This window comes from Staphylococcus sp. FSL K6-0223, from assembly GCF_038008285.1.
Map to the genome: position 1 here is coordinate 215,461 of NZ_JBBOYX010000002.1, position 18,710 is coordinate 234,170.

Consider the following 18,710-nt stretch of genomic DNA (forward strand, 5'->3'; position numbering starts at 1 on the left):
CATTGTATAAAATTACAAAATGATATTGGAGGAATTTTATTATGAGTAAAGTAATCGGAATCGACTTAGGTACAACAAACTCTTGCGTTGCCGTATTAGAAGGTGACGAACCAAAAGTAATTCAAAATCCAGAAGGCGCACGCACTACTCCTTCAGTAGTTGCTTTTAAAAATGGTGAAACTCAAGTAGGTGAAGTTGCTAAACGTCAAGCAATCACTAACCCTAATACAGTTCAATCAATTAAACGTCATATGGGTACAGACTACAAAGTAGATATTGAAGATAAATCATACACTCCACAAGAGATTTCAGCTATGATTTTACAAAACTTAAAAAGTACTGCTGAAAGTTATTTAGGAGATACAGTTGATAAAGCAGTTATCACTGTTCCAGCTTACTTCAATGATGCTGAACGTCAAGCTACTAAAGATGCTGGTAAAATCGCTGGACTAGAAGTTGAACGTATTATCAACGAACCTACTGCAGCTGCTTTAGCTTACGGTTTAGACAAAACTGAACAAGATCAAAAAGTTCTTGTATTTGACTTAGGTGGCGGTACTTTCGACGTGTCAATCCTTGAATTAGGTGACGGAGTATTTGAAGTATTATCTACTGCAGGTGACAATAAACTTGGCGGTGACGATTTCGACCAAGTAATTATTGATTACTTAGTTTCAGAATTTAAAAAAGAAAATGGCGTAGATTTATCTCAAGATAAAATGGCACTACAAAGATTAAAAGATGCTGCTGAAAAAGCTAAAAAAGACTTATCAGGTGTATCTCAAACTCAAATTTCACTTCCATTTATTTCAGCTGGAGAAAGTGGTCCATTACATTTAGAAATTAGCTTAACTCGTTCTAAATTTGAAGAATTAGCAGATTCATTAATTAGAAAAACAATGGAACCAACTCGTCAAGCACTAAAAGATGCTGGGTTATCAACTTCTGATATTGATGAAGTTATCCTTGTTGGTGGTTCTACTCGTATTCCAGCAGTACAAGAAGCTGTTAAAAAAGAAGTAGGTAAAGACCCTCATAAAGGTGTAAACCCTGATGAAGTAGTAGCTATGGGTGCTGCGATCCAAGGTGGTGTCATCACTGGTGATGTTAAAGATGTGGTATTACTAGACGTAACACCATTATCACTAGGTATTGAAATCATGGGCGGACGCATGAACACATTAATTGAACGTAACACTACTATTCCAACATCTAAATCACAAGTTTATTCAACAGCAGCTGATAACCAACCAGCAGTTGATATTCACGTGTTACAAGGTGAACGTCCAATGGCTTCAGATAACAAAACTCTTGGTCGTTTCCAATTAACTGATATTCCACCTGCTCCACGTGGTGTACCTCAAATCGAAGTAACATTTGATATTGATAAAAATGGTATCGTTAATGTAACTGCTAAAGATTTAGGAACTAACAAAGAACAAAATATCACTATTCAATCAAGCTCAGCATTATCTGATGAAGAAATTGATCGCATGGTTAAAGATGCTGAAGAAAACGCTGAAGCAGATAAAAAACGTCGCGAAGAAGTGGACTTACGTAACGAAGCTGATAGCTTAGTATTCCAAGTTGAAAAAACTATCACTGATTTAGGCGACAATATTAGTGAAGATGATAAGAAAAATGCTGAAGAGAAAAAAGATGCGCTTAAATCTGCACTTGAAGGTGAAGATATGGAAGACATCAAATCTAAAAAAGAAGAACTTGAAAAAGTTGTTCAAGATTTATCAGCTAAAGTATACGAACAAGCTCAACAAGCACAGCAACAAGCTCAAGGAGAACAAGGTTCTCAAGACAGCACTGTAGAAGATGCGGACTTTAAAGAAGTAAAAGATGACGAAGATAAAAAATAATTCTAGGTTGAGTTAGTATATAAGTTTAATTTATGACTAAGCCAAAAAAGTCAAAGTCAATTGAACATTGGCTTTGGCTTTTTATTTGGATAGTAAGAATTAATCAGATAAACTAATCTTGTTAAACGTATAAAAGGAGAGATAGTTGTGGCCAAAAGAGACTATTATGAAGTCTTAGGCGTAAGTAAAAGCGCTTCTAAGGACGAAATTAAAAAAGCTTATCGTAAATTATCAAAAAAATATCATCCAGACATTAATAAAGAAGAAGGCGCAGACGAAAAATTCAAAGAAATCTCCGAAGCTTATGAAGTTTTAAGTGATGATAATAAACGTGCAAATTATGACCAGTTTGGACATGAAGGCCCACAAGGAGGATTCGGTAGTCAAGGTTTCGGTGGCGGAGACTTTGGCGGATTTAGCGGAGGTGGATTTGAAGACATCTTCAGTTCATTCTTCGGTGGTGGTTCAAGACAACGTGATCCTAATGCGCCACGTAAAGGTGATGATTTACAATATACTATGACTGTTACCTTTGAAGAAGCTGTTTTTGGTACTAAAAAAGAAATTTCTATTAGAAAAGATGTAACATGTCATACGTGCGATGGTGAAGGCGCGAAACCTGGAACAAGTAAAAAAACTTGTAGCTATTGTAATGGAGCTGGTCATGTTTCCGTCGAACAAAATACTATTTTAGGTAGAGTCAGAACTGAACAAGTTTGCCCTAAATGTGAAGGTAGTGGTCAAGAATTTGAAGAGCCATGTCCTACTTGTCACGGTAAAGGAACTGAAAATAAAACTGTTAAATTAGAAGTTACAGTTCCAGAAGGTGTAGATACTGAACAACAAATTCGTTTAGCTGGTGAAGGTTCACCAGGTGTAAACGGTGGTCCCCACGGTGATTTATATGTAGTGTTTAGAGTTCAACCTTCCGATACATTTGAACGTGATGGAGATGACATTTACTACAATTTAAATGTGAGCTTCCCTCAAGCTGCCTTAGGCGATGAAATCAAAATACCAACTTTAAATAGTAATGTAGTACTAACAATACCTGCAGGTACACAAACAGGAAAGCAATTCCGTCTTAAAGATAAAGGTATTAAGAACGTTCACGGTTATGGTTATGGAGATTTATTCGTTAATATTAAAGTAGTTACTCCAACTAAAATGAACGATAGACAAAAAGAAATTATGAAAGAATTTGCTGAAATTAATGGCGAAGACGTGAGTGAACAACCTTCTAATTTTAAAGATAGAGCAAAAAGATTCTTCAAAGGAGAATAGAGAATGAATTGGACGGAACTCTCAATTGTAGTTAATCACGATGTTGAATTTGAAGTAACTGATATACTTGAAGATCATGGTTCTAATGGTGTAGTCATTGAAGATTCAAGAGACTTAGAAACACCACCATCAGATAAATTTGGTGAGATTTATGAATTAAACCCTGAAGATTATCCTAGTAGTGGTGTTCGTTTAAAAGCTTATTTTAATGAACTTACATTCAATGATGAACTCAGAAATAGTATTAAGAATAATATTTTAAATGTATCAAATTTAGATAAAAAAGTACTTACATTTTCAGAAAAGGAAATTGCGGAGAAGGATTGGGCGAATGAATGGAAAAATTATTTCCATCCCTTTAAAGCTTCTAATCGATTTACCATAGTTCCAAGTTGGGAAACTTACACAAAAGAAAACAGTGATGAGTTATGTATTGAACTTGATCCGGGTATGGCTTTCGGTACAGGTGACCACCCAACTACTAGTATGTGTTTAAAAGCTATTGAAGAATATGTTCAACCAACTGATTCAATTATTGATGTTGGAACAGGTTCAGGTATATTAAGTATTGCCAGTCATCTCGTTGGTGTTAAAAGAATTAAAGCATTAGACATTGATGAAATGGCAGTAAATGTTGCTAAGGAGAACTTCAAAAAGAATCGTTGTGAAGACGCAATTGAAGCTGTTCCCGGTAATTTATTAAAAGAAGAAAAAGAGAAATATAATATCGTTATTGCAAATATTCTTGCTCACATTATTGAAGAAATGATAGAAGATGCTTATAATACATTATTTGAAGAAGGATATTTTATTACTTCAGGTATTATAGAAGAAAAATATGAAGAGATAGAATCTCATATGAAGCGTGTTGGTTTTAATATCATTTCTGTAGAACATGACAACGGTTGGGTCTGCATCGTTGGTCAGAAAGTGAGTGATTAATTTGCAAAGATATTTTATTAATCAAAGCGCTGATAAACTTCAGCGCTTTTTTATTGAAAATAAAGAAGATATTCATCATATAAAAAATGTCATGCGTTATAGTGAAGGTGATTCAGTTATCGTTACATTTCTAGATCAAACAGTGTACAAGTGTCAAATAAAAGCTTTAAACGATAATTATGTTGAACTAGAGTTAAAAGATAAACAAAACATTGATACAGAATTACCTCAACATATCACTATTTGTAGCGGATTGATTAAGGCTGATAAGTATGAATGGATGATTCAAAAAGCAACTGAAATGGGCGCTAATGAATTTATTGCAGTTGGTATGGACCGTTCAGTAGTTAAATTGAATGAATCTAAAGTTGCTAAAAAGTTAGAAAGATGGCAAAAAATTATAAAAGAAGCTGCAGAACAAAGTTATCGTTTAACAATTCCTAATATTTATTTTAAGTCGAATTTACAGGAAATTTATGATATTATAAGTCATTATGACTATGTTCTTATAGCATATGAAGAACAGGCTAAACATGGTGATTTAAGTCATTTTAAACAAATTATAAAGCAATTTAAAACACAAGATCGTGTTTTAATGATATTTGGACCTGAAGGCGGTTTATCTGATAAAGAAGTGTCTTTATTCAGTGAAAATAGTACTTTAGTAGGCTTAGGTCCACGTATTTTACGGGCAGAAACTGCACCTCTATATGCTTTGAGTGCAGTGAGTTTTGAAAAAGAATTATTGGGGTGAAGACGATGTCAACAGTTGCATTTCATACATTAGGTTGTAAAGTCAATCACTATGAAACCGAAGCAATATGGCAATTATTTAAAGAAGCAGATTACGATAGAGTAGATTTTGAAACAAATGCAGATGTATTTGTTATCAATACTTGTACTGTTACGAATACTGGAGATAAAAAAAGTAGACAAATTATTAGACGTGCGATCAGACAAAATCCTGAAGCAGTTGTATGCGTTACAGGTTGTTATGCACAAACATCTTCAGCTGAAATTATGGAAATTCCTGGCGTGGATGTAGTTGTCGGTACTCAAGACCGTCATAAATTATTAGACTATATTGATCAATTCCAAGAAGAGAGACAACCAATTAACGGTGTTGGTAATATAATGAAGAATCGTACATATGAGGAGCTAGAAGTTCCTTACTTTACCGATAGAACTAGAGCCTCTTTAAAAATCCAAGAAGGATGCAACAATTTTTGTACGTTTTGTATTATACCTTGGGCACGCGGCTTGATGAGATCACGTGATCCTGAGAAAGTTGTAGAACAAGCTTCACAATTAGTAAACTCTGGCTATAAAGAGATTGTTTTAACTGGTATTCATACTGGTGGTTATGGTCAAGATTTAAAAAATTATAATCTAGCGCAATTGTTAAGAGATTTAGATGAAATTGAAGGCTTAGAGCGTATCCGAATCTCATCTATCGAAGCGAGTCAATTAACTGATGAAGTAATAGAGGTTATTGGCAATTCAAACAAAGTAGTAAGACATTTACATGTTCCATTACAATCTGGTTCAGATTCAGTTTTAAAACGTATGAGACGTAAATATACTATGGAACATTTCTCTGAGAGATTAACAGAATTACACAAAGCATTGCCTGACTTAGCTGTAACAAGTGATGTAATAGTAGGATTCCCTGGAGAAACTGAAGAAGAATTTCAAGAAACGTACGATTTTATTGTTAAACATCAATTCTCTGAATTACATGTGTTCCCATATTCACCAAGAATCGGTACACCAGCAGCTCGAATGGACGATCAAATCGATGAATCTGTTAAGAATGAACGTGTGCATAAATTGATTGCTTTAAGTGACCAACTTGCTAAAGAGTATGCCTCTAAATTTGAAAATGAAGTGCTTGAAGTAATACCTGAAGAAAAAGGCGAAGAACCGAATACATTGGTAGGTTATGCAGATAACTATATGAAAGTTCAATTTGAAGGTGATGAATCACTAATTGGACAAATTGTTAAAGTAAAAATTCTTAAGGCTGACTATCCTCTAAATGATGGTAAAGCCATTAGAGTAGTTGAGCATGCTACGAATAAATCTGAAGAAGAAGTACTTGTCTAAATATTTAAAAAATGTAAATTTTACTAATTGACCACCTATTTGAGTTATATTATACTAATAGTTGCATAGTTTTTACTATGTGATGACTATAAAGTTCCGTTGATATTTGGAGGGAGGGAAATACAGATGTCTAAAACAGTAGTACGTAAAAACGAATCACTAGAAGATGCTTTACGTAGATTTAAACGTTCAGTATCAAAAAGTGGAACAATTCAAGAAGTACGTAAACGTGAATTTTACGAAAAACCAAGCGTTAAACGTAAAAAGAAATCAGAAGCTGCACGTAAACGTAAATTCAAATAATTAATAGCTCTGTTGACTCCCTCAACACGAATGTTAATTATATATAATAGATACCCTAGTTATTAGAACTAGGGTATTTTTTTATACTATGCTAACTACTTTAATTATTCTCGTAAAATTATTTAAACGTATTGCTCAATTAATTAAATCTTTTTCATTTTTCAGATAAATAAACAAATATTATTAAAATTAATAAAATTAAATTGTTAAGCTACAAATTACCAATTTATATATTAGTGAAATACTATATAATGGGTGCGTTTTCATGTATAATTAATATGAGGGCGAGGTGAAATAGTGAATTACTCCTATCTAATACATACGTTGCTTTTTACAAGATTCACTAGTGAAAATAGTTGGGCTGATAATCTATCAAGTTTTATTACGCAACCTTTTATTTCACTAATTCTTACGTGTATAATCTTCCTAGGCTTTTTGTATCAATTATATTCAAAACGCATTAACTTGATTGGAATTATTGCTTCTCTAGCATTATTACTTTTATTTTTAGGATTCCTTATCAATGGAGATGTAAATGTTTTATCAGTATTATTGTTTACTATTGGTGTCATACTAGTTATTATAGAACTGTTTATCATTGGTGCCGTGATAGGTATTATTGGTATGCTACTCATAACTCTCAGTATCATCATGCTAGGAAATAATATTATACTCATGCTTGGTAATGTAATAGTTGCGTTAATTTTATCAATAATTGAATGGGTGATATTAGTGAAAATTTTCAACAAGAAAATACCATTTCTTGATAAAGTGATCTTAAAAGATTCAACAAATTCAGAGGCTGGTTATCGTTCACATGACGACCGCTCTCACCTTGTAGGTAAAACTGCTCAAACAATCACTGACCTTAGACCTGCTGGGATTATTACTTGTGACGATGAAAGAATAGATGCGGTTTCAGACGGCACATTTATTTTAAGAAATAGACAAGTAAAAATTCTTGAGGTTGAAGGTACGCGTGTAGTTGTGAGAGAAATAGAATAAAATTAAGGAGCGATTTAATGTTTGGTATTGGTTTTATAATCATTGCTGTAATTATTGTAGTAGCTTTACTCATACTATTTTCTTTTGTACCTATAGGATTATGGATTTCTGCTATAGCAGCAGGCGTTCACGTAGGTATTGGTACCCTTGTAGGTATGCGTTTAAGAAGAGTTTCACCTAGAAAGGTCATTGCACCTTTAATTAAAGCACATAAAGCAGGTTTAAAATTAACAACAAATCAATTGGAGTCACACTACCTAGCTGGTGGTAATGTTGATAGAGTTGTTGATGCAAATATCGCAGCACAACGTGCAGATATTGATTTACCATTTGAACGAGGAGCGGCAATTGATTTAGCTGGTCGTGATGTACTCGAAGCAGTTCAAATGTCAGTTAACCCTAAAGTTATTGAAACACCATTTATTGCTGGTGTAGCGATGAACGGTATTGAAGTTAAAGCAAAAGCTCGTATTACTGTTCGCGCAAATATAGCAAGATTAGTCGGTGGTGCTGGAGAGGAAACAATTATTGCCCGTGTAGGTGAAGGTATTGTTTCTACAATTGGTTCAAGTGAGCATCACACTGAGGTTCTAGAAAATCCAGACAATATTTCTAAAACTGTGTTAAGTAAAGGTTTAGATTCAGGTACTGCTTTTGAAATTTTATCTATTGATATTGCAGATGTAGATATTAGCAAAAATATCGGTGCTGATTTACAAACTGAGCAAGCTCTTGCAGATAAAAATATTGCTCAAGCGAAAGCTGAAGAGCGCCGTGCTATGGCAGTAGCTTCTGAACAGGAAATGAAAGCTCGAGTACAAGAAATGAGAGCGAAAGTAGTTGAAGCTGAATCAGAAGTACCATTAGCAATGGCTGAAGCTCTTAGATCAGGTAATATTGGAGTTAAGGATTATTATAATCTTAAAAATATTGAAGCAGATACTGGCATGAGAAATGCTATTAACAAACGTACTGATCAGAATGATGACGAATCACCAGAACAATAAATAATGAGGTGATTAAATGAATATCGGTATTATCATATTTATAATATCTGTTATTGTAACCGGTATTAGCGCGCTACGTGATAAAAGTCATGAAAGCAGACAAAATCAAAAGCCACCTCAAAATACGCAAGGTGATAATCAACCCAAAAAAGGTGGTTTCTTTGAAGAATTAGAAAAAACATTTAAAGAAATTAACGATGAGTTAAATGATGAACCCGAGAAAAAGCAACGAAGAGAATTTGAAGAGACGCTTCCACCTTTAAGTAAAAACCTTGAAGATGAAGATGCTGACTCTCAAACAGAAAATAAATCGTCTAAAGAAACGCATAAACAATCGGAAGTCAAAAATCATCCTAAACCTGACCCAACACCATATAACCAGGATAATCCTAGACCTCAACCTGTTACTTCAACTTCACGAGATGAAAGTGCAGAAAAATTAAGAAAAGAACTTGAGTCCAATTTGACTCAGGATTTAAAAAATGTTCGCAACGAAATTGATAGAGAAAAAGAAAAACAACTCGAATTGATTGAGAAAAAAGCAAGAGACATCATTGAGGATAAGTATTTATCAGAGAGAACTAAACGTTATCGCTTAAAACAATTACTTAATTCTCAAAACATTGAACGTAATATGTCTCATTCTGCTTTTCAATTTGATAAAGATGAAGTAATAAATGGTCTGATTTGGTCAGAAGTTTTAAGTAAACCAAAGCAACTTTAAATTTTTTAATAAAATTAAAGAATTAGCTATTATATTAACATTAGAGGGTAAAACTATGTATTCATGCTTAAATATTGAATACTGTTTTACTCTCTTTTTAGTTTGTCTAATTAGTATGAGTTTAGTAAAATTTTAGTAAGAAATAATATATATTCAGTAGTATTTGTTCAATAATTTTGAAGCAAAGCATAATCACATCATTAAGATGAATAAGAATGATATAATGTGTTTGGATATTGTTTTTATTAAAAATAACAAATTAGTCTAAAATTTTTAGCTAATAAAACTTATTATTGTAACTTGTAAAGGAGCGCGTTTATGCCAGGAATAATTCAAATTGACGACATTAATCAATCACAAGCTTTAATGGGAAATAATGATGAGCATTTAAAAACTATTGAAGAAAATTTTGATGTCGTGATACATGCTAGAGGTCAAGAAATAGCTGTTAAAGGCGAAAAATTAGAGCATGTTGAAAAAGCAGAATTAGTTCTCACCAATTTACTTAAAGTTATAGAATTAGGTAATACAATTACACTTAAAGACGTAGAGGCTGCTATTAAAATGGCAGACAATAATACAATTCAACATTTACTTGATTTGTATGATGAAGAGATTACTAAAGATGCATTTGGTAAAACGATTCGTGCTAAAACAATGGGACAACGTATGTATATCAATGCTATGAAGAGAAATGACTTAGTATTTGGAATAGGTCCTGCTGGTACTGGTAAAACATTTTTAGCAGTTGTATATGCAGCTAAACAATTACGTAAAGGTTCAGTTAAACGTATCGTATTGACTAGGCCAGCCGTTGAAGCAGGAGAATCTTTAGGTTTCTTACCAGGTGACCTAAAAGAAAAAGTAGATCCATATTTACGTCCTCTATATGATGGCTTAAATACAGTTTTAGGCAGAGAGCAAACTGAAAGATTCATAGAGAGGGGTATTATTGAGATTGCGCCACTTGCTTATATGAGAGGTAGAACATTAGATGATGCGTTTGTTATTTTAGATGAAGCTCAAAATACAACGCACGCACAAATGAAAATGTTCCTAACTCGTTTAGGTTTTGGTTCAAAAATGGTAGTTACAGGTGACCAAACTCAAATCGACCTACCAAAAGGCGTAAAAAGTGGCTTAAAAGAAGCAATTAAAAAATTATATGGGGTCAATGGAATTAGTATTATGAAATTAGATCAAAGTGACGTTGTAAGGCATCCACTTGTAAGTAAAATTATAGATCGTTATGAAGGAGTTGAGTAAATGTTTACAATTGACTTTAGTGACCATACCGATTTAGTAAAGAATGAATGGTATGAACAAATAGATTCATTACTTACCTTTGCTAAAAAACAAGAACATATTGATAGTGAGGCTGAACTTTCAGTAACATTTGTAGATAAAGATGAAATTCAAAATATCAATAAAATGTATAGAGATAAAGATAAAGTCACTGACGTCATCTCATTCGCTTTAGAAGAAGACGAGCCAGAAATCGATATGAATGAACTTGATATACCTCGAGTTTTAGGCGATATTATTATATGTACAGATGTAGCACATGAACAAGCTGAAAATTACGGACATTCTTTTGAACGTGAATTAGGTTTCTTAGCTTTACATGGTTTTTTACATTTATTGGGATATGATCATATGACAGATGAAGATGAAAAAGAAATGTTTGGTCGACAAGATGCAATTCTTAATGCATACGGTTTAACAAGAGAATCATAATAATGAGACGTTTCAAGTACGCTTATGATGGCTTTACAGCCATTTTGAAAAAAGACCAAAATTTCTTACTTCACATATTAGCAGGAATTATCGCTATTATTATGGGATTTATTTTTCATATCAATCAATCTGAGTGGATGTTTATATTATTCTCAATAGCTTTAGTATTGAGTCTAGAAGCTATCAATACATCAATTGAATTTGTGGTTGATTTGGTAACAACCGATTATCATGAATATGCTAAACACGCTAAAGATATCGCTGCTTTTAGTGTTGTGATTGTGTCTGTTTTAGCATTATGTATTGGATTAATAGTTTTTGTACCACATATTTTAAGTTTATTTTTGGGAGGAAAATAAATGAGTTATCAATCGCATTACTTTAAGGAAGTTAGGGAGGCACAAAGTAAAGCTTATGCTCCATATAGTCGCTTCAAAGTTGGTGCCTATTTAAGAACTAAGGACGGACGTACTTTTCATGGAGCAAATGTAGAAAATGCTGCATATTCCATGGCAATTTGTGCTGAACGTTCAAGTCTTGTTGCAGCAATTTCAGAAGGATACAAACCAGGGGATTTTGAATCGATAACCGTTACTGTTGATTCGGATAAACCCTCCTCACCATGCGGGGCTTGTAGACAAGTACTTAAAGAACTTTGCGATGATGATATGCCTGTGTATATGACTAATCATAAAGGAGAAATGATTAAGTCTACTGTAAACGAATTATTACCATTAGGATTTTCAGGAAAGGATTTAAATTAATGACAGAAGAACATAAATCAGGATTTGTATCCATCATTGGTCGACCTAATGTTGGTAAATCTACATTTGTAAATAGAGTAATAGGGCATAAAATTGCGATTATGTCAGATAAAGCACAGACAACACGTAATAAAATTCAAGGCGTCATGACAAGAGACGATGCACAAATCATCTTCATTGATACGCCAGGTATTCACAAACCTAAACATAAACTTGGTGATTATATGATGAGAGTTGCAAAGAATACACTATCAGAAATAGATGCAATTATGTTTATGGTTAACGTAAACGAAGATATTGGTCGTGGCGATGAATATATCATGGAAATGCTTAAAAATGTTAAAACGCCTATCTTTTTAGTATTAAATAAGATTGACCTTGTGCATCCGGATGCTTTGATGCCTAGAATTGAAAAATATAAAGAATATATGGACTTCACAGAAATTATACCAATCTCAGCACTTGAGGGATTGAATGTAGATCACTTTATAGATGTGTTGAAATCTTATTTACCTGTAGGTCCGAAATACTATCCTGACGACCAAATTTCTGACCACCCAGAACAATTTGTTGTTAGCGAAATTATCCGTGAAAAGATATTACATTTAACAAGTGAAGAGATACCTCATGCAATAGGCGTTAATGTTGATAGAATGATTAAAGAAGATGAAGACAGAGTTAGAGTTGAAGCAACAATTTACGTTGAGCGTGATTCTCAAAAGGGTATAGTCATCGGTAAAGGTGGTAAAAAACTTAAAGAGGTAGGTAAACGTGCACGTCATGATATAGAGATGCTATTAGGATCTAAAGTTTACTTAGAACTCTGGGTCAAGGTACAACGTGATTGGAGAAATAAAGTAAACTTTATACGACAAATTGGTTATGTAGAAGACCAAGATTGATTGATAGAGAGTCGGTGAATGAGTCATGTTAATGAAACAAAAAGGCATCATAATCAAATCAGTAGATTATGGTGAATCTGATAAAATCATCACAATTTTAAATGAATATGGCGCTAAAATACCTTTGATGGCTCGACGTGCGAAAAAAGTTAAATCTGGATTACAAGCTCATACACAAATGTTTGTGTATGGCTTATTTATTTATAATAAATGGCGTGGCATGGGAACACTCAATTCTGTAGATGTGATTGATCAACATTATGAATTACAGCTTGATTTATTTGAAAGTAGTTATGCATCGTTATGCACAGAGACTATTGAAAGATCTATGGAAGAAAATGAAGTTTCGAAGTACAATTATGACTTACTATATTTTGTACTTAGTAAGATAGCAGAGGGCACATCAGCACAACTCATGTCTATCGTAGTACTATTGAAGTGTATGTCTAAATTTGGATTTACAGCTTCATTTAATCAGTGTGTGATTACTGGAAATGAAGATCAATCTAAATTAGTAGGTTATAGTTTCAAATTCGATGGAGCAATCTCTGAAGAAGTATTATATCAAGATTCACACGCTTTCAAATTAACAAATCGCTCGCTTTATCTATTAGATATACTACAAAAACTACCTATCAATAAAATGAATTCACTGAGTATTCATAAAGAAATCTTAGATGAGATGTCAGAACTTATTATCATGCTCTATAGAGAATATGCTGGTATGTTTTTTAAGAGTCAAAAATTAATTAATCAACTTAAAAGATTAGAAAGTGATCCACACTAAACCGTTTTATTTCGATAAACGGAATAGTGTGGATTTTTTATGTAATAAAAATACTCTTACCTAAACACTTATTGTGTCAAAGTAAGAGTATTATTAGGTAATAAGTTATTAAAATTTAACTTTCTCTGCTAAGAATGTTTCTAATTCTGAAATTGGCATACGTACTTGTTCCATTGAATCTCTGTCACGTACAGTTACTTGATTATCTTCTAATGAATCAAAGTCGAATGTAATACAATATGGTGTACCGATTTCGTCTTGTCTACGGTAACGTTTACCAATTGATTGTGATTCGTCGAAATCAATAGAGAAGCTTTGACTTAATTGTTCAAAGATTTTAATCGCTTCGCTTGATAATTTTTTACTTAAAGGTAATACCGCAGCTTTATATGGTGCTAAGGCAGGGTGGAAATGCATTACAGTACGTGCATCTTTACTTCCTTCAACACCTTCTTCTTCATATGCGTCACATAAGAATGCTAACGTTACACGATCAGCACCTAATGAAGGTTCGATACAATACGGAACATATTTTTCATTTGTTTCTGGATCGTGATATTTAAAGTCTTCACCAGAGTGTTCGCTATGCTTTTGTAAATCGAAGTCTGTACGGCTTGCGATACCCCATAATTCGCCCCAACCAAATGGGAATTTGTATTCAATATCAGTTGTAGCGTTAGAGTAGTGAGATAACTCATCTGCATCATGGTCTCTTAAACGCATATTTTCTTCATTAATATTTAAATCTTTTAACCATTGACTTGCAAATGTTTTCCAGAAGTTTTGCCATTCAATTTCTTCACCAGGTTTGCAGAAGAATTCTAACTCCATTTGTTCAAATTCTCTTGTTCTGAAAATGAAGTTACCAGGTGTAATCTCGTTACGGAAAGATTTACCGATTTGACCAATACCGAACGGTAATTTTTTACGCATTGAACGTTGTACATTTTTATAGTTAACGAAAATACCTTGAGCTGTTTCAGGACGTAAGAACAATTCGTTAGTGGAATCTTCAGTTACACCTTGGAAAGTTTTAAACATTAAATTAAATTGACGAATATCAGTCCAATTTGCAGTGCCACTTACAGGACATACGATACCTTCATCATCAATAATTTGTTTCATTTCATCAAAGCTTAATCCATCAGCGATGAAGTTTTCATCACCTTTTTCTTTTTGCATGTAATCTTCAATTAATTTATCCGCACGATAACGAATTTTACTATCTTTATTATCAATCATAGGGTCATTAAAGTTGCCTAAGTGACCTGAAGCTTCCCAAGTTTTTGGATTCATTAAAATAGCTGCATCAATACCCACATTATATGGAGATTGTGTGATGAACTTTTGCCACCAAGCTTTTTTAATATTATTTTTAAGTTCAACGCCTAATGGTCCGTAATCCCATGTATTTGATAAACCACCGTAAATGTCACTACCGGGGAATACGAACCCTCTATGTTTTGCTAATTGAACAATTGTTTCCATATCTTTTGCCATAAATTAACTCTCCTTAGACATAAAAAACGCCCCAAGACAATATATACATATTAGTAATGTATTATTATCTTGGGACGAGTTTTAAAAAGTATTTTTAATCATATGTATTGTCATAATACAATATGGTTACTTACAATTTTTAACCCGCGGTTCCACCCAAATTAGTGCAGACACTCGCTTTTATTTCATTAATAAGTCATTCGCCAATATAAGTTGTTAAGCTCGCACCATCCTTAACTCGCTTTAACTTTATTCTAATTGAAAGAATTTTTAATAGCAAGTATTTATATGTATTTGTAGCAATTTATAATAAAAGTTATAATAGAAAGTATTCAAGAGGGGTGAAGACCTATAGAACTTAGTAAAAGACAGGAACTAATAATTGAGATTGTCAAATCTAAAGGACCGATCACAGGTGAGCATATCGCTGAAAAATTAAATTTAACCAGAGCTACGTTAAGACCGGACTTAGCTATACTTACTATGTCTGGTTTTATAGAAGCGAGACCTAGAGTAGGTTATTACTATTCAGGTAAATCGAAAAATAAAATTATTAATGAACAATTGAGACAATATGTGGTTAAAGATTATATGTCTCAACCAGTTGTCATTAAGGAAGAAATGTCAGTTTATGATGCAATATGTACTATATTTTTAGAAGATGCAGGGACATTATTTATCACTAATAATGACAATGACTTCGTAGGCGTATGTTCTAGAAAAGATTTATTAAGAGCATCTATGATTGGTGAGGATATACATACAATGCCTATCAGTGTAAATATGACTAGAATGCCACATGTGACATATTTAGAAGAGGAAGAACTTGTGATATACGCTGCCAATCAAATGATAGATAACGAGATTGACTCACTACCAATTGTAAGGAAGAAAGACAATAAAAAATACGAGGTAATTGGTCGAATCTCTAAAACAACTATAACTAAATTATTCGTATCATTATTCAAAGAATAGGTGGTAAATACATGGACATTATAAAGATAATTGTAGCCTCAGATTCAATTGGTGAAACTGCAGAGTTAGTTGCAAGAGCAGGAGTATCTCAATTTAACCCTAAACAATGTAAACATGAATTTCTTCGATATCCTTATATTGAATCATTTGAACATGTAGATGAAGTTATTCAAGTTGCTAGAGATACCAATGCAATTATTGTATACACTTTGGTTAAACCTGAAATTAAAAAATATATGCTTGCAAAAGTCGAAGAATTTTCATTAAAATCTGTCGATATTATGGGACCTCTAATGGATTTGTTATCGGATTCGATTGATGAAACACCATATTATGAACCAGGAATAGTTCACAGGCTAGACGATGCGTATTTTAAAAAAATTGATGCAATTGAATTTGCTGTGAAATATGATGACGGAAAAGATCCAAAAGGATTACCAAAAGCCGACATCGTTCTGTTAGGTATTTCTAGAACTTCTAAAACTCCATTATCTCAGTATTTAGCACATAAAAGTTATAAAGTGATGAATATACCTATAGTTCCTGAAGTAACTCCACCTGATGCATTATTTGATATTGATACCTCTAAATGTATTGCTTTAAAAATAAGTGAAGAGAAACTAAATCGCATACGTAAGGAAAGATTAAAACAATTAGGTTTAGGAGATAAGGCTAGGTATGCCACAGAGGCACGTATTCAAGAAGAATTGAATTATTTTGATGAATTAGTAAATAAAGTAGGTTGTCCGGTCATAGATGTTACTGACAAAGCTATTGAAGAAACAGCGAATGATATCATACATTTAATTGAAGAAACTAAATCGAAATGATTTCATTTTCCGTAGAAAAAAGATATAATTATATGACTAATATTTGATAGGTGATTCCATTTGCGTATAGATCAATCGGTCATTAATGAAATTAAAGATAAAACAGATATATTAGATTTAGTAAGCGAATATGTAAAATTAGAAAAAAGAGGACGCAATTATATCGGCTTGTGTCCTTTTCATGATGAAAAGACACCTTCGTTCACAGTATCTGAAGATAAACAAATTTGTCACTGTTTTGGTTGTAAAAAAGGGGGCAATGTCTTTCAATTTACACAGGAGATTAAAGATATACCTTTCGTAGAAGCTGTTAAAGAACTTGGCGAACGTGTAAATATTAAAGTTGATGTGGGGCAAACTCAATATAATCAACAATCTCAAATGGCTTCAGACGATTTGAAAATGATAGAAATGCATGAGTTAATTCAAGATTACTATCATTATGCCTTGATGAAAACTGTTGAGGGTGAAGAGGCTTTAAACTACTTGCGTCAGCGTGGTTTTACTGACGAACTCATCAAGCAGAGACAAATTGGATATGCGCCAGATAGCTCTCATTTTTGTCATGATTTTCTAGAGAAGAAAGGATATGACATAGAATTAGCTTACGAAGCGGGTCTATTGTCTCGAAATGAAGAAAATTTTAGTTACTATGATAGATTTAGAAACCGAATCATGTTTCCTTTGAAGAATGCTCAAGGTAGAATAGTTGGATATTCTGGAAGAACATATAATAACCAAGAACCTAAATATTTGAATAGCCCTGAAACACCCATCTTTCAAAAACGTAGACTCTTATATAATTTAGATAAAGCACGTAAATCGATTCGCCAAAACGACGAAATTGTATTATTAGAAGGATTTATGGATGTTATTAAATCAGATTACGCTGGTTTAAAACAGGTTGTAGCGAGTATGGGTACACAGTTGTCCCAAGAACATATGACGTTTCTAAAAAAATTAACAAATAACATTACATTAATGTTTGATGGAGATTACGCTGGTAGAGAGGCTACTTTAAAAACGGGTCAAGCTTTATTACAACAAGGTCTAAATGTATATGTGATTCAATTACCATCCGGTATGGATCCTGATGAATACATTGGCAAATATGGAAATGAGGCTTTTTTAAACTTTGTTGCTAAGGATAAAAAGGCATTTGTGCTGTTTAAAGTGGAGTCACATCAAGATGAAATTAATAATAATGATTTAGCTTATGAAAGACATTTTAGAGAAGCAACTCATGACATCGCTCAAGTTCAATCAACAATTTTACGTAATAAGTTAATACAAGATGTTGCTAATATATTCAATATGAGCCCAGAAATGATCTATCATGAAGTTGGTTCTAACAATATGCCACAAGTAGCACCAGCAGAATATGGATATTCTCCGCAATCTGATTCACAATTGTTTAATAATTTAACTAAACATGAAAAAGCTGAAAGAGCTCTATTGAAGCATTTTATGAAAGATAAGGATACCTTTATAAATTATTATCAAAAAATTAGTGATGAAGACTTTACAAATAAATATTTTAAGAGTATATTTAATATTTTGCATGACTATTTTTCAGAACATGATAATTATAGTATTAGTGATGTTATGCAATACATTGATTCCAATGAGCTTAGAGAGGCATTTATTGAACTTGAACAATATACCCTCAATGATGAACCTTACGAGAATGAAATAGAGGACTACATACTAATTATTAATAATAATGATGATGAGTCAATTGAATCATTAAATCACAAACTAAGGGAAGCATCTCGCATTGGTGATGTTGAATTACAAAAGTATTACTTACAACTTATTGTCGATAAAAACAAAAATAGAATGTAATTTTAAGCTAAATCTATTAATTAGAATTTAGTAGGTCAGACTTTTACAATTAATGATTAGATTTGAACTAATGGTTACTAGAGAGGTTGAACGGGTAGAAAATTATTGTCACAACTTTAATAGTAAAC

General features: G+C 32.8%; 19 protein-coding genes. 18 read left to right on the forward strand and 1 reads right to left on the reverse strand.

The window, feature by feature from the left end:
• Positions 1-41 precede the first annotated feature (41 nt).
• The 15 genes from dnaK to recO all read left to right on the forward strand — a co-directional run bounded on the left by dnaK (position 42) and on the right by recO (position 13,432).
• The gene (dnaK, locus tag MHI13_RS12070) at positions 42-1,871 is read left to right on the forward strand and encodes a molecular chaperone DnaK (protein ID WP_002436539.1); all 1,830 of its coding nucleotides are present in this window, start codon (positions 42-44) and stop codon (positions 1,869-1,871) included.
• Between the two features lie 147 nt (positions 1,872-2,018).
• Positions 2,019-3,155 carry a molecular chaperone DnaJ gene (gene dnaJ, locus MHI13_RS12075; protein WP_002436548.1) on the forward strand — a complete coding sequence of 379 codons (1,137 nt, stop codon included), beginning with the start codon at positions 2,019-2,021 and terminating at the stop codon, positions 3,153-3,155.
• 3 nt (positions 3,156-3,158) lie between these two features.
• Positions 3,159-4,097, forward strand: a complete 939-nt coding sequence (prmA, locus tag MHI13_RS12080; RefSeq protein WP_002436555.1) for a 50S ribosomal protein L11 methyltransferase — start codon at positions 3,159-3,161, stop codon at positions 4,095-4,097.
• Between the two features lies 1 nt (position 4,098).
• A complete protein-coding gene (locus tag MHI13_RS12085) occupies positions 4,099-4,851 on the forward strand; it encodes a 16S rRNA (uracil(1498)-N(3))-methyltransferase (protein WP_002436722.1) in 753 nt (250 codons plus the stop codon).
• Between the two features lie 5 nt (positions 4,852-4,856).
• A complete protein-coding gene (gene mtaB / locus MHI13_RS12090; protein WP_049427558.1) occupies positions 4,857-6,203 on the forward strand; it encodes a tRNA (N(6)-L-threonylcarbamoyladenosine(37)-C(2))-methylthiotransferase MtaB in 1,347 nt (448 codons plus the stop codon).
• Positions 6,204-6,329: 126 nt separating this feature from the next.
• Complete coding sequence (rpsU, locus tag MHI13_RS12095) at positions 6,330-6,506, forward strand: 30S ribosomal protein S21 (RefSeq protein ID WP_000048060.1); 177 nt, start codon at positions 6,330-6,332, stop codon at positions 6,504-6,506.
• Between the two features lie 324 nt (positions 6,507-6,830).
• A complete protein-coding gene (locus tag MHI13_RS12100) occupies positions 6,831-7,511 on the forward strand; it encodes an NfeD family protein (RefSeq protein WP_016898195.1) in 681 nt (226 codons plus the stop codon).
• Between the two features lie 17 nt (positions 7,512-7,528).
• A complete protein-coding gene (floA, locus tag MHI13_RS12105) occupies positions 7,529-8,518 on the forward strand; it encodes a flotillin-like protein FloA (RefSeq protein WP_002436747.1) in 990 nt (329 codons plus the stop codon).
• 16 nt (positions 8,519-8,534) lie between these two features.
• The gene (locus tag MHI13_RS12110) at positions 8,535-9,242 is read left to right on the forward strand and encodes a hypothetical protein (protein WP_002436544.1); all 708 of its coding nucleotides are present in this window, start codon (positions 8,535-8,537) and stop codon (positions 9,240-9,242) included.
• Between the two features lie 318 nt (positions 9,243-9,560).
• Positions 9,561-10,508: a PhoH family protein gene (locus MHI13_RS12115; RefSeq protein WP_002436725.1), complete on the forward strand. Its 948-nt coding sequence runs from the start codon at positions 9,561-9,563 to the stop codon at positions 10,506-10,508.
• Positions 10,509-10,979 carry an rRNA maturation RNase YbeY gene (gene ybeY / locus MHI13_RS12120; RefSeq protein ID WP_002436567.1) on the forward strand — a complete coding sequence of 157 codons (471 nt, stop codon included), beginning with the start codon at positions 10,509-10,511 and terminating at the stop codon, positions 10,977-10,979.
• A gap of 2 nt (positions 10,980-10,981) precedes the next feature.
• Positions 10,982-11,338: a diacylglycerol kinase family protein gene (locus MHI13_RS12125; RefSeq protein ID WP_002470037.1), complete on the forward strand. Its 357-nt coding sequence runs from the start codon at positions 10,982-10,984 to the stop codon at positions 11,336-11,338.
• Complete coding sequence (gene cdd / locus MHI13_RS12130) at positions 11,339-11,743, forward strand: cytidine deaminase (RefSeq protein WP_002436745.1); 405 nt, start codon at positions 11,339-11,341, stop codon at positions 11,741-11,743.
• A complete protein-coding gene (gene era / locus MHI13_RS12135; RefSeq protein ID WP_002436750.1) occupies positions 11,743-12,645 on the forward strand; it encodes a GTPase Era in 903 nt (300 codons plus the stop codon). The genes cdd and era overlap by 1 nt, the downstream gene beginning before the upstream one ends.
• A gap of 31 nt (positions 12,646-12,676) precedes the next feature.
• Positions 12,677-13,432 (forward strand): DNA repair protein RecO, encoded by a 756-nt coding sequence (gene recO, locus MHI13_RS12140; protein WP_176605646.1) that lies wholly within the window; start codon positions 12,677-12,679, stop codon positions 13,430-13,432.
• Between the two features lie 108 nt (positions 13,433-13,540).
• On the opposite strand, the gene MHI13_RS12145 is transcribed toward recO, so the two are convergent.
• Positions 13,541-14,932, reverse strand: a complete 1,392-nt coding sequence (locus tag MHI13_RS12145) for a glycine--tRNA ligase (RefSeq protein ID WP_002436742.1) — start codon at positions 14,930-14,932, stop codon at positions 13,541-13,543.
• A 351-nt stretch (positions 14,933-15,283) separates the two neighbouring features.
• Here MHI13_RS12145 and MHI13_RS12150 point away from each other — a divergent pair, with 351 nt between their 5' ends.
• From MHI13_RS12150 to dnaG, 3 genes are read left to right on the forward strand one after another with little or no spacing between them, the layout of a single operon-like run.
• A complete protein-coding gene (locus MHI13_RS12150) occupies positions 15,284-15,907 on the forward strand; it encodes a helix-turn-helix transcriptional regulator (RefSeq protein WP_072093086.1) in 624 nt (207 codons plus the stop codon).
• A gap of 11 nt (positions 15,908-15,918) precedes the next feature.
• Positions 15,919-16,737: a pyruvate, water dikinase regulatory protein gene (locus tag MHI13_RS12155; protein ID WP_002436748.1), complete on the forward strand. Its 819-nt coding sequence runs from the start codon at positions 15,919-15,921 to the stop codon at positions 16,735-16,737.
• Between the two features lie 60 nt (positions 16,738-16,797).
• Entirely contained in the window at positions 16,798-18,582 is a 1,785-nt protein-coding gene (gene dnaG, locus MHI13_RS12160) for a DNA primase (RefSeq protein WP_064210119.1), read from the forward strand.
• The last annotated feature ends 128 nt before the right edge of the window (positions 18,583-18,710 follow it).